The organism is Flavobacterium lotistagni (assembly GCF_011392125.1).
GTDB classification, from domain to species: domain Bacteria; phylum Bacteroidota; class Bacteroidia; order Flavobacteriales; family Flavobacteriaceae; genus Flavobacterium; species Flavobacterium lotistagni.
The window spans coordinates 13383-26613 of the sequence record NZ_JAAJBU010000012.1 but is presented as its reverse complement, the minus strand read 5'-3'; the positions used below and the strand labels follow the sequence as shown (position 1 = coordinate 26613).

Here is a 13231-nt window from a genome sequence, read left to right as displayed (position 1 = left end):
TTATTGTCCTTGTCCTAACGAATATGCTGCTTTCCCGTCAAAAGAATACAGATTTTCGGTTTTGATGGTATCGATGTCTTCCGCGATCGCTTTTTGAAGTAAGGTGATGATTTCCTGTTTGCCAATGGTGGTGCCTTCGACAGGTTTGAAACGGCATCTCCAGTGATCGGTGCAGAAGGTTTCTTTGAAGCCGTCGGGCCAAACTTTGATACCTCTGTTGGTTATCATTGACAGGCGAAGGTTTTGGTTCTCTATCTTGCTGACCTTTTCTGCCAGCTTGTTCGGATCGTTGCCTAGCCAGTGCACGAATACATCAACACCTACCAATTCTTTTTGCTTGGGTGCTTTTCTTTGGTATCTCGGCAATTGCAGTGCGGCGTTATTGGCGTAAGATACCGGTTGGAAAATCACCGGCTGTTGCCCCAGATTAGCGATAACCGCTTGAGCAAATTCTTTGGTACCGACCTTTTCGCGGCTGGTCGTTTCGTTATAGATGTCGTAGGTATGGATTCCGTCTTCTAAGGTTTTGAGCCACGCATTCTGTACTTTTTCGGCTACATCGGTCTGACCAATATGATTCAGCATCATGATTGCACCTTGCAACAAACCAGACGGATTCGCTAGATTCATACCAGCCCTTCTGGGCGCCGAACCGTGAATGGCTTCAAACATCGAGCATTCTTCACCAATATTAGCCGAACCTGCTAAGCCCACCGAACCGGTAATCTGGGCGGCAATATCGCTGAGCACGTCGCCATAAAGGTTGGGCATGACAATGACATCGAACGCTTCTGGAGTGTCGGCCATTTTAGCGGCACCGATATCGATAATCCAGTGCTCGTTCTCGATTTCGGGATATTCTTTGGCAATCTCGTCGAATACCTGATGGAATAATCCGTCGGTCTGCTTCATGATGTTGTCTTTGGTGAAGCAAGTCACTTTTTTGCGGTTCTGTTGTTTGGCGTACTCAAAGGCGTAGCGAACGATTTTCTCACAACCGGGCCTACTGATGAGTTTCAGACATTGTACCACTTCGTCGGTTTGCTGGTGTTCGATGCCTGCGTAAAGGTCTTCTTCGTTTTCGCGGATGATGACGATATCCATTACCGGATGTTTGGTGCTGACCAAAGGGTGCAAGCTTCGACAAGGACGCACATTGGAATACAGCCCAAGGAACTTTCGTGTAGTGACGTTCAAACTTTTGTATCCGCCACCTTGCGGTGTGGTAATTGGGGCTTTGAGGAAGATTTTGTTTTTTCTGATGGTTTCCCACGAAGCATCGCTGATGCCCGAGGTATTGCCTGATAAATAGATTTTTTCTCCTACTTCAATTTCGTCGATTTCGATTTTAGCACCGGCGGCTATAATAATGTCGAGAGTGGCCTCCATGATTTCCGGGCCAATGCCATCTCCTTTGGCTACAGTGATTTTAGTCATTTTTTTTAGTTTTTTTTTCCGTACCAAAAATGGATAACTTTTTTTGTATATTTTTATTTATGTTTTTAATAAAAAATATAAAATGTTTTTATAATATACCTCAAGCTTATCTTAAACTTTCGCAGCTTTTGGAGCACAACAGTATAAGCGGTAGAGTGGGTAAAACATACAAAATGAAATACTTGTCAAGACATCTAAAAAAAAAAAATGATTTTCGTGAAAAATATTTCGCAAATCAAAATTAGCTTTCTATATTTGCGACCGCATTGAGCAATTGGTGCAAGATTTATTGGAGAAATGGCAGAGTGGTCGATTGCGGCAGTCTTGAAAACTGTTGACTGTAACAGGTCCGGGGGTTCGAATCCCTCTTTCTCCGCTGAAACTTAGGAAGCCCGTAAATAGGCGGGTTTCCGAAAGTTTTTAAAAAATAGTGAACAGATAAGGAACAAAATCCTTAATCGTTGGTTGGTTAAATGTCCCCGCAAACATTTTAATTTTTAAACAAATTAAAATGAAACCAATCTTCACAAAACCAAAAGTAAGCAAACCAGCTGACCCTAGTAAGCCGTGGTTCGTATGGTTCAGATACGAAAACAAACTAAAGCGCTATAAACTAGGAATCAATTACGTTAAAGATTTAAAGGAACGCGAACGCGAAGCAAATGCCTTGGCAGATGCTTTGTTGCAGAAACTAAAGGAAAATTGGAATCCAAATATTCCAAACTTAATCAAAGAAGATCCCGAAGTTTTATTCGAAGACGCGATCAACTTTGCACTACTTAAAAAAAAGCCATCTTTAAAACCAAAATCTTACGCAGATTATTCATGTACCGGCCGCTTTATCATCAAAGCAGGTATATCATTGAAATATAAAGACGCACCTATTCGAAAAATCAAGCGGCAACATATTAAAGAAATTTTAGCTGAAGCAAAATTGCAGCAAAATTGGTCGAACAAAGCTTATAACAAACACCTGAACCAACTCAAAGCGATTCTGAGTGAATTGCTCGAATGGAATGTTTTGAACAACAATCCGGCACATAAAATAAAGCGATTGCCTGTTGACGAAACCATTGCCAATATTCCGGCCACACCAGCCCAACACAAAATCATAAAAGAATTTTTAGAAACCAAACACCCGGAATTCTTTGTTTTTATAATCACTATTTTTCATACCGGCGCAAGGCCCGAAGAAATATTGAACATCAGAAACGAAATGATAAACCTTCGCACTCAGGAAATCATTTTATCTGGTAGCATCACCAAAACCAAAAAAGACCGAATCATTCCGATTAACAATCATTTATTAAAATATTTTGAAAAAATGAACCTGCATAAATACCCAAAACACTATTTTGTTTTTGGAAGCTTCAGACAACCCGGAATAGGTTTTCGTGATCAACAAAAAGATTTCATTCCTGGCCCGACTAAAATAAAAAGAGATACAGCAACAAAGCGCTGGAATCGCTTAATAAAAAGCGAGACCGGATTAAATATAAACGTTAGCATGTATTCCAATAAACATGCTGGAGCAGATGCAAAGATTCTTTCAGGAATGGAATTAGACGTTTTAAGAGAACTATACGGCCACAAATCTAAATTAATGACAGAAACCTATGCCAAGGTAGTAAAAGAGCAATACAGGAAGCAGATCCGCGAAAATTCACCTGAATTCTAACAAAAAAGGCGTGCGAATTAACTACTTCCGCACGCCAAACCAACAATAAAAAACCCAATTTTTAGAATGATATCATATCATAATTAAACGACGGCCCGGCAAATGCATCGGAACGCTGTAGTAGGTTCCAGCCGAACGAGCACCCCAGGCCAAATCGTTTTTTCCTCTTTGCTTTCAGGGTGGCCAATTCCACCTCTATCTTTTCCTGCTTCTTTAGCGAGCTTAAAAGGCCCTCTTGCAAGTCAAGGTTATGTGAAACGTACTCTTTGCTCTCTAAGCCCAAATCAATCGCTTCCTTGGAAATAGAATCGATGGCGCGTTGGTAAAATGCTATCTGCTCATTGGCCTTGCGCTGACAGTCTTTGATTTGTTCTCGATATGCCTTGCGCTGTTCGTTGATTTTATAGAGGGCCTCGACGCGTTCCCGGCTATTCAGGTCTTTGTGCTCAGTCTGGCATTGCGCTGTCCAATGAATCGCGCATAGCGTCATAATCAGCAGTATTGATGATAGGTTTTTCATAATGAATCGGTTTGTTGTTTTTAGTATTGTCGCGGATGGATCTGATTTTCTTAATTCGGTCATCAACGCTTTTGATGTGCTCGTCGGCAGCTTGTTTGATGGCCGCTTTTTTGTTTTCTACATCTACGGCCGCATCGGTTTTTTCGATGGTCTTTTTCACAATCTTCACCTCGTTATGTGAATCTGCCCAATAGGTATAACCTATATAGCCTATGGCCAAAGCGGCGACAATCAGCAGCGCGATAATTAAACGTTGGCGAACGACCAACGGAAGCGATTTGAAATAGGATACTATAAGCATGATAAAAATTTATGATAGTGTTCTGCAATGAGCTGCGCTTTGTCAGTTCCGTTGATAATCCGGCGCGCACTCACCGGATCTGAAACATTGGCGTTGAAATACTGCTCAAGGCACTTTCCGGTAAAATCTCCAATGGATGAAGCTCCGCGAAGCATCCCTTCAAACATAACCTTCACAGCAACATCCATGTTCATTGCAAGCTCTGGGTTTCGTAGCAAGTCAACTTTTAAAAGTCGGCCCATGAGTTCGTAGTTTTCGTACCACGTAAGCTGCACAAAACCTCGACCATAGTATAACTTATCCGGCGTGGTGTATCTTACGCCTGAGTGCTTTATTTTTGAGCCGTAAGGTCTTGAGCCGCCTTTTCCGTATTCAGCAATTGGCTGCATCGTTCTCGCGGTTTCATGCCAAGCGGTGGCGAGCATATAAGCCAACCAACGCAAGTCACTTAGTCTTGACCTATCCCACTCGTTGATAATAGCGTCAAAGCCTTGAACTTGGCTATTGGTAAAGCGGCCAAAATGTTTTTTGAATTCAGTGTAGAATTTTACTTTGTTAATTGCCATCGTTTTGAGGTATTGGGTTATAAGTGTCTGTATTTCCATAAGGGTATTGCGGCTGCTCCGACACCTTTATTTTTTCCTGAAGCGCAATTCCGATACATGCTGCAGAAAAGCTTAAAAGTGAGAAAACCACAAACTCTTTTACATCGAACTCTGGAACGAAAACCGGAATGAATACGTAAATCAAAGTAGCGTTGAAGCCCATCACGGCCAAACATCTTTTTAATTCGTAACGTCCTTTCGGCCTAAGAGTTTCGTTCCAAAATTTCATTTTAATTCGATGTTACACCGCGATAATACATGCCGCGCTCAGTCAAATATTTGATGTCGTTGAGCTTTTCGTCAATAGCCCTAAATCGATTCGCAATGTCAGCGCTATCTCGCTTGCGTTCACTCTTACGCATCATATCCTCATTCCTTTTCTCGATTGCGGTCATTGTATTTTTTTTTTAGATTATCGTTAAGATGTTAATGCGGCATAAACACCAGCCGAAAACGCGTTTTGAGCCGTTTGATTGATGTGTACATTGTCTCCGGTATTCAACAAACTGTCGCCTCCGTTGTCTCTCATGTACTGTAGAAAGTCGTAGTACTTGGTTCCATGCGTGGTTGCAGCGTTCGATATCTGAGTCCTGTAGTTGTCCAAAGCCGCGGCATTTGCTCCTGAACGCTGATAGGGATTACTGCCCAAGCATATTTTGTTCGGCGAATGCCCTACGGCTATAAGATCGGCCACGATAGTATTCAAATCTGCTCCAAACGTGGAAGCGCTTACCGAATTCAAAATGTCATTTGTACCATATTGAATTACTATGTAATCTGTGTAAGGTCTGGTGAATAAATGGTCTTTGTATCTAGCGATTCCGCTATTAGAATTGAATGTAGTAAGGTAAGAACCACTTATGCCGGCATTTGCGTCAGCAACTCCTAAAGAGACTCCTAGCGAAACTAAGTAGGATATAGAACCAGTTCCTACTGTATTACTATCTCCAAACCCAATAACACATTCAGCAGCATTGTCGGCAGCCAAATTATAATCGGAATATAGCTTATTAATAACCTTTTGATTGTCGATATCGCTTAGATACTGACTACTCACACATAATGCCCGAACCCCTCCAGTCATGAAGAAACCCGCGCCGGTATAGCTCATTAATCTTGAAATCAAAGTAGCCTGACCCGCAAACGTACTAGAAGTAGAAATAAGCGTTCTGTCGTTGATTTTAGCAGTGAGCGTGTTTCCGTTTCTCCGAATAGATAAAATACTGTATCGGTTTCCGGTAAGTCCGGCGCGCCAAACTTGCTTCGGAACACCACCTACATTTATACTAATTGCATCGTAAGAATTTGAAGGTGAAGTGTGCATAAAATAATCACTAGCCGATTGCGCACCTAAAAATATTTTACCAACCGCTCCAGTATCTTTGAAAACTAGGTACAATGAAAAAGATGTGGCTGAAATTTCTGCACTTCTTACAAGCTGGTCGTTGCCGTCAAAAATAGGCACTCCAGATGTAAGCGTAGGTCGAGCCGTATCAGTTGCCTGAACCCATGCCGATATAGCATCGTTCCAACTACTGATTTTTGAGCTTACCAAAGTAAACTGACTTGCGTCTTTGGAATGCAGATTAACCAAGTCCATATATGAAGCAAGGTCAAAACTGTTCATCATTCCCATCATTTGTTCTAACATGCTACATTACTTTTACAGTGTACTGAATTTCGGTTTCGGTCTTTCTTACAATAATGTGATTGATTACACCATTGGCCGTAGAAATTGAATCGCTACCTAAATTTTTCCATGAAGAAAATCCAGTGATTCCACTTCCGTTAGCTGTGATTTTTACTGATGCGATTCCTCCAACTATTGCACTAACCCCTATGGATAAAGTCAAAGCACCAGACTGTGCATGATCGTCGTAGTAGTCTGGCCCTTTTCTGTTTAGCGCGAATACGCCAGAAAAAGCTCCTACTTCAGCAGGGCTAATATTGTCAAGCGCCGTCTGCACTTCTGAAGATATGCCCGACGCTCCGGGCGTATTAAAATTTGCGTAACGCAATCTTTCGAACACATCCAACAACGCACCAACATTTGCTACATCAGTAGGCTCGGAATTACCCAATTCAATAACAGAAATTTCAGTGAAATGAAACACTTCATCCGCAGCATCAGGAATTTTAAAGGCAATATTATTACCTCTATTATAAATTTTCTCAATTGTTCGCGATTTATAACCATTATCAAATTCAGTGAGAAAACGCGTTTGAGTTTCTTGTGTGATTGTTACTTTGATCATTTTAATATTTTTTTTTTAAAATTTATAAATTGAAACTTGTATTGGATTATTCTCAAAAACTTCAGAAGTAGGCGCCCATGTATGATCAAGAAATACTATTGAAAAAACCGTGCCCGTATGAGAAACAAAGTTTGACGCTGGAGCCTGAATAGACGGAAGTAAAAATGGTGGTATTGACCAATATACTCTACCAGAAAAATCACCAGCGCCATTTAAAGTCGAATTTTCATCGTCCCAAACCCAAGTTATTCCACCGAAATTATTCCCATCCTCAACTACTGTCGGAATAGTTGGTGTTGACGGATTATATGTTATGTAAGCACAATACTCTTTTTTATTTAATCCATTACCGCCAATAAACGCATCGGAAGCTCTTTCAATATGAAGTTCAACAATGTACGGCTGCATGTTTTTTCCAACAACAGACTCGCCCTCAACGGAAGTATAGTTAATCTTATCGGTAGCGGAACTTTCCCCCATAGCCCGACCAGGAACACTCGCTCCGGTACCTAAGGTATTAACACCTGGTTTCCCATCAGACCAAACAACCGTCTTATGAACATGCTGCCCAACTACAGCATCTTCACTACCACCAATATCGCCAATATTCGGGTAATTTGCAGGATGCCAACCAACAGAAACCCGCCCGCCGTTTTGTGGTTTAATGCGCCAGCCCACCATTGTAGAGATACCAGAAAGATAGTTCGGGGATTCAGAATCTAAATCAAAATTATCTTGAATCCACTCGATTGATCTATTAATTACCATACCCAAACCTTCAGGCACAAACAGACCAACACCCAAGCTTGACAACAAGGCATTTTTTGTAGTCTTATAATCTTGACCATCTTTTACCACATACAACAAAGCATCGCCCGGAACATCGAGCAACCAGTTCATTTCGCTAACTTTTATTTCATCAATCATAGCACAACAATATTTTCATTATTTTCCGTTTTTATCAAGTCTCCAGTTTCGGCGGTCAAATATTTTCGGTTGCGGTCAATTTCGCTATATAGCTGCGGGCTAATCCAAATAATATGTATCACATTATTATTCATAAGAAATATCATTTACAGACTCAAAAATCGCTTCGACTGCCAAAACCTTCGTAACGCCTTTTGCTAGGTTAACCTTAACCGTCGGATGAATAAAATTCCGAACTTGATCTTTATAATTCATAGCCATAATCTCGTTAGGCCAAACCATTTTCTTATACTCCGTATCTATAACAAAAATTGGACGCGGCCTAGAAAAATGATAAAGCTTCGCAAGCGTTTCATTAAATTTTCTATGATTATCAGTATTGATAAAATTGTAGATTTTCCAAGACGATCTTGCAGCAAGGTTTTCGGTGCCGTAATCAAAAAAAACATAGTTAAGATTATCGCCTATTTGAATCTCATATTCTTTATCATAACCATCAGGAAGCATTACACCTTGGTCATAAGATGTCAAATATGCCATTTTACACGTATCATCCGCTTCTTTTCTGACATACCAACTACGAATATATTTAGAAACCCCACCTGCTGTTTCTACGAAAAAATTTGACCTCAGATTATTAAAAACTATTTTTTCAAAGTCATCTTCAGATACTTCAAAAGCTTTCAAGAAAAGATGTTTGTACAATGGATTGCCCGACATTACAAAAAATGCATTTGTACCATAAGCATTTACAGCACCATCTTCAAAATCTACAGATTGAACATAATCAGGGTTAACCAAACGATCCACACCAAAATTATTTTTGATTGCCTCTGAATTGGTTGATATAAAGTCAACTTCAAGTTTTCTCTGAGTAGTATAGTTGATATCACGGATTGCAGTCAACTTATCATTTTTAGCATCTTTGACAATCTCACAACTCAATTCTTTAATCATTCGATAATCAAAAACATCGATTCCTAAACCATTATTTATAGGAGCTAGCAATCTAAATTTTAGCTTACCAGATACCGGCGCAGTAAATTCATAATCTAAACTAAACTTAACACGTGTAACCAAACTTGTAAGAGGCGTAACTTGATAATCATACTTATAAGAATTATTTGTGAAACTAGGGCGTTTCGATATGAATTCATTTTCATCAATAAATAACTGAAAAGGAGCCATGCTATCATATAAACCTTGTTTTAAACTTTGATCAGAAAACGATTCAGTCCATAAGTCAACAAAATCTAACACAAATCTAAATTTGTATTTTACACCAGCTTCAACAGAAGGATATTCAGGACATTCATAATAATTATGCAAGGCCATTTCTTCGGTAGCAACACCATGCAATTCATAGGCCGCACGAAATCCGGCAAAAAAATAAATTTCATCAGCTTCAACCCATGTAGTAGGTTCACTCACGAAATAATCCAATCCAGATTCATGTTTTAGCCACGGCTTCACTTGACCAGTCCAAAATGTTTCAGAAAAATCAGTTGAAAAATCCCTATCCAAGTAAGGATTAGTAAACGGACGCGTGAAAGCAAAACCCTTTGATTCAGGTAACCCAGATTCAAAATCAGAAATAAACGATGTAGTTTCTATCGGTGCTTTTACGACCGTATCAGAAAAAAGTTGTTTTGATTGCAACAACTTAAAATCAACAATAACACGTTTAAAAGGCGAAGCAACACTGATTATAGGGTCAGTTGCTTTCATTGGCCACACAACATTATTTATAACATCGACCTTTTGAACAAAAGTACCATCAGGATCAAATTCATAACATCCATAGTTAATCATTTCCGATTTACGCGAAATACCGGTAATAAACCAATAACCCCTGAAACTATATAGGGTGAATCCGTTTGCTTTTAGCAAATCTTCAAGTATTGTAAAAACATCTTTATAACCGTCATCTTCATCAAAATAATGATGCAACGGAACATTAATATCAGTCCAGATGTAGGATAAGTTATCTGGTATAATACTGGGCGCTACGATGATATTTTGTTCTAATCCAGTTTCTTTTAACAGCATTGCAAATACTTTATGCATCGGAATACGGTTAAAATACCACCATTGATTAAGCACCCGATCCTTTAATGATTGAATACCATCTACAACTGTAAATTCAACAAAGAAACATCCGTTCTTATAAGGCTCTTTATAAATATCAGGCAACATGAAACCCTGCCAAATAAGTTCTTTTGTCAATGTAATAGGGTCGTTAGTAAAAATTTTCACTTTATAACGGCGTTCATCACCTGTAAAAAGATGAAAGAAATGAGCATCATCAACATCAGGAACAAGCATATTAAAAACCAGTTTCGAAATCATAAACTGGCTATATATATCTTCATCCGATCCCCAACTTAAAACAGGCGAACCTTGCTGAGTATATTCCTCAATTAAAGGTCGCGAATTATCATAGGTATCAATAACCTCAATTGATAATTGTTTTACATTCAATGGATTCAATACAGCGTTCATAATCCTGTTCTATCTGATTGTCGATCAACCCTACTCATAAGAAGCTTTAAAGTTGTACCTTCAAGCTGAAAACCACCATCAATAAAAACTACTTGCGGGCCGTTATTCACCAATTGTCCATATAAGCTTCTTTGCTGACCGTAATTTAATATCATCTCACCGCTATTAACACGCGCTAATATTTTATCACCATAAAATGATGAACCACCAACAATACCACCAAATTCAAATTTTGGAATAGCAGCAAAAGCAGCCAATACACCACTTACGGCAGTCGCAATAAAAGCCGGTGTGGTAAAAACAGCCAACGGCCCCGTAGCCGTTCCTGAAGCAGTAGCACCGGCAATTGATTGTGATATTGCAGACGCGAGCATCATCGCGACCAATTTTGTTATTGTTTGAACCAAACCACCTATAAAACCTTCAAATCCTGTTTTAGCTAATCCTAACGAATCAACAATAGAAGTCGATAGATTTGCAAAAGCACCGGCAACGGATTCACCAACAGCTTCACCGACAGCCGCCAATCTTTGTTGCGATGCAGCTAAATCTTCAGCGGCGTTTTTTGCTAAATCAAAATTTTCTACACCTTCAATCGCTTTAATCTTGATTTCAGTATTACTGATATTTTCGGTTAGATCCTGATATTGCTTATCAGTTGTCGAAAATTGTTCACGTAGCTTTTCAAAATATGCTTTTTGATTATTAAGTTCTTCTAAAGAAAATTGAATTGAAACAGGCACTTCGGATTCCCCTAATTGCGGTAATTCAGGTTTTGGTAATTTTATTGGGCCTTTACCCTCTATGGCATCAATCTTCTTTTGAATTACATCAATTCTATCCTGATAAGATTGCCAGGATTTATTTGTAGTAGAAACTTCTTTTTGAAGTTTCTGTAGTTCCTCGATTTGACCTTCAAAGAAAATGATTGTACCGAATTTCGCACCAGCTGCTTTAGCAATATCCTGCAACGTTACAGCAACCTCTTCATTTGATTTTGATACATCTTTGTTTTTCGCAATGAAAGCAGTCAAGATGTTTTGCAGTTTTACAAGTTCAGTATTTTCTGTTCCTAAATTTTCAGCTACAGTCAAAGCAGATCGAGCAGCAAAACTCATACTATTCCCACCCGATAGTAAAGCATTCGAAAAGTTTTGCCACACCGAAGGCTTAATCGCATCAGTATTACCTAACTGCAATTCCAATAGCTTTTTTTGAACATCAACCAATTTTTCTTCAGCTGCCTGTACTTTTGCTTTAACCGCCAAAGCATCAGTATATTTTAAAACTGCATCAGTAGTTTGTTGAGTGTATAAGTTTTCTAGTCTAATGTTTCCTAAGAGTTCAGGGGAAAGGGCGTTAATCTTTTTTACAGCATCTTGACGCAATTCATCAGTTAATGATTTATTTTTAGCAATAGCTAAATTCTTTTGAAGTTCAGCAGATTCAGAAGCAACAGAATCTGAGGCTTTTTGCTGAATTTCCGCAAAGCTTTTTGTAGCATTGGTCAATTCCGTAAATCGCGAAGATGATACAATTGTAATAGCCGCAATTGTAGCCAAAACGGTTGCAATAGCAGTAAAAGGATTTGCAAGAACCAAAGCTTTCAAAGCCGTCAAATTATCCTTTAACTGATTAAATTTTGAAATTGTATTCGGAATTAAAGTTAAAAGTGATCCAAAAACAGAAAGCATAGGCCCAGTAGCAGCCGCAATACCCGCCACAGCAACAATTGTCGTTTTACTTTCATCTGATAAGCTTGAAAAACCTTTGATGATTTCATTGACAATCTTAATACCTTTTGTAAAAGCAGGTAATAAAACCTGACCGAATTCAGCGCCCGCTTGTTTTAGGCTTTCCTGAAAAATTCGCATTTGATTAGCAGCACCGCCACCGGTACGAGCAAAATCACCCTGAGCATTTTTAGTTTGCTCCATAACATAAGCATAACGAAGCGTTACCTTATCCGCTTGCGTCATATCTTTGATTTGGGTTCGGATTCCTTTGGTAAGCGCAAACTGCTGTAAATTCGCTTCTGTCATCACAACACCCAATCTTTTTAAAGATTCGGTTTCACCTGTGAAAATTCCATTAAGCGCGGTTGTAGCTTCATCAATCCCGATGTTTTTAAATGACGAAAGATCACCAGCCAAACCAACCAATGACTTTGATAATGCAGCAGATTTATCAATAGGCAAACCCATCGATGTTGCCATATCGCCGAACAAAGCAGCCATATCGAGCGCACTACCTTCAGCAATACCGAAACTGTCTAATGATGTTTTAGCGAATTCTTTTACTTTATCCGACGAAGAACCGAAGGCTACATCAACCTTATTCAGAGATTCGTTATAATCTGAAGCGAATTTAACAGCTGCCGCACCGCCCAAAAGAAGCGGTGCAGTAATATACAAAGACATGGATTTCCCAAGCTTTTGCATATCATCACCAACTTTACCAATGATACGTAGCGCCTTTTGAGTTTCAGTACTGAAACCACGTAAATCAGCAGTAAATTTGATGTTTATTTCAGCTAATGAAGCCACAGAAATAAGGTTTATTATTCCCGATAAAAGTAGTTTTGAGATGTTCGGATTCAGGTATAAAGTTTGTACTTTATACAAAGAAAAACCCAGCAAAATAGCCGGGTTTTATCATAGTTTTTATTTTTGTTTTTGTTGGTTTTCTAACTTCTTTTTATCTCGAAGCTCCCATCTTTTTTTACTTTCTTCAATTTCATTCAAATAATCTGAGGAAAGCTTTTGAGTAACGGTTTCCCATTCAAACGGAAAATATTCCTGCTCAGTCATTTGCTCAGTCAAATATGGTTGAATGCACCGGTAAAAAATACATCGGGTTTGTAACCAGGATTCACGCGATTTACTTTCTTCACGTTTATTAAAACCGTAAACAATATTATCAAATTGACGCGGCGTAAGACTATAGAAATAATTGATTTGTAAACCTACATAACCACACGCAAAAGATTCAAGATCATCCCACGTT

The 13231-nt window shown here is 39.1% G+C and carries 12 protein-coding genes and 1 tRNA gene; 2 read left to right on the top strand and 11 right to left on the bottom strand.

Annotated elements, in window-relative coordinates; genetic code table 11:
* On the bottom strand, positions 1-1437 hold the full coding sequence (locus G4D82_RS12380; RefSeq protein WP_166337608.1) for an NADP-dependent isocitrate dehydrogenase: 1437 nt from the start codon (positions 1435-1437) through the stop codon (positions 1-3).
* Between the two features lie 291 nt (positions 1438-1728).
* On the opposite strand from G4D82_RS12380, the gene G4D82_RS12375 reads away from it, so the two are divergent.
* A tRNA-Ser gene (locus G4D82_RS12375) sits at positions 1729-1813 on the top strand.
* A 135-nt stretch (positions 1814-1948) separates the two neighbouring features.
* Positions 1949-3115: a tyrosine-type recombinase/integrase gene (locus G4D82_RS12370; protein WP_166337607.1), complete on the top strand. Its 1167-nt coding sequence runs from the start codon at positions 1949-1951 to the stop codon at positions 3113-3115.
* Positions 3116-3176: 61 nt separating this feature from the next.
* Here G4D82_RS12370 and G4D82_RS12365 read toward each other — a convergent pair whose 3' ends face one another.
* The 10 genes from G4D82_RS12365 to G4D82_RS12325 all read right to left on the bottom strand — a co-directional run bounded on the left by G4D82_RS12365 (position 3177) and on the right by G4D82_RS12325 (position 12771).
* Positions 3177-3635 (bottom strand): hypothetical protein, encoded by a 459-nt coding sequence (locus tag G4D82_RS12365; RefSeq protein ID WP_166337606.1) that lies wholly within the window; start codon positions 3633-3635, stop codon positions 3177-3179.
* On the bottom strand, positions 3562-3936 hold the full coding sequence (locus G4D82_RS12360) for a hypothetical protein (protein ID WP_166337605.1): 375 nt from the start codon (positions 3934-3936) through the stop codon (positions 3562-3564). The genes G4D82_RS12365 and G4D82_RS12360 overlap by 74 nt, the downstream gene beginning before the upstream one ends.
* Positions 3927-4502, bottom strand: a complete 576-nt coding sequence (locus G4D82_RS12355; protein ID WP_166337604.1) for a glycoside hydrolase family 19 protein — start codon at positions 4500-4502, stop codon at positions 3927-3929. The genes G4D82_RS12360 and G4D82_RS12355 overlap by 10 nt, the downstream gene beginning before the upstream one ends.
* Positions 4492-4770, bottom strand: a complete 279-nt coding sequence (locus G4D82_RS12350; protein ID WP_166337603.1) for a hypothetical protein — start codon at positions 4768-4770, stop codon at positions 4492-4494. The genes G4D82_RS12355 and G4D82_RS12350 overlap by 11 nt, the downstream gene beginning before the upstream one ends.
* A gap of 1 nt (position 4771) precedes the next feature.
* The gene (locus G4D82_RS14465) at positions 4772-4906 is read right to left on the bottom strand and encodes a hypothetical protein (RefSeq protein ID WP_262886697.1); all 135 of its coding nucleotides are present in this window, start codon (positions 4904-4906) and stop codon (positions 4772-4774) included.
* Positions 4907-4959: 53 nt separating this feature from the next.
* On the bottom strand, positions 4960-6192 hold the full coding sequence (locus G4D82_RS12345) for an SGNH/GDSL hydrolase family protein (RefSeq protein ID WP_166337602.1): 1233 nt from the start codon (positions 6190-6192) through the stop codon (positions 4960-4962).
* A 1-nt stretch (position 6193) separates the two neighbouring features.
* The gene (locus tag G4D82_RS12340; RefSeq protein ID WP_166337601.1) at positions 6194-6796 is read right to left on the bottom strand and encodes a hypothetical protein; all 603 of its coding nucleotides are present in this window, start codon (positions 6794-6796) and stop codon (positions 6194-6196) included.
* Between the two features lie 15 nt (positions 6797-6811).
* Positions 6812-7723: a hypothetical protein gene (locus tag G4D82_RS12335; RefSeq protein ID WP_166337600.1), complete on the bottom strand. Its 912-nt coding sequence runs from the start codon at positions 7721-7723 to the stop codon at positions 6812-6814.
* A 126-nt stretch (positions 7724-7849) separates the two neighbouring features.
* Positions 7850-10225, bottom strand: a complete 2376-nt coding sequence (locus G4D82_RS12330) for a hypothetical protein (RefSeq protein ID WP_166337599.1) — start codon at positions 10223-10225, stop codon at positions 7850-7852.
* Positions 10222-12771 carry a phage tail tape measure protein gene (locus G4D82_RS12325; RefSeq protein ID WP_166337598.1) on the bottom strand — a complete coding sequence of 850 codons (2550 nt, stop codon included), beginning with the start codon at positions 12769-12771 and terminating at the stop codon, positions 10222-10224. Before G4D82_RS12325 ends, G4D82_RS12330 begins: the two co-directional genes overlap by 4 nt.
* Between the last annotated feature and the right edge of the window lie 460 nt (positions 12772-13231).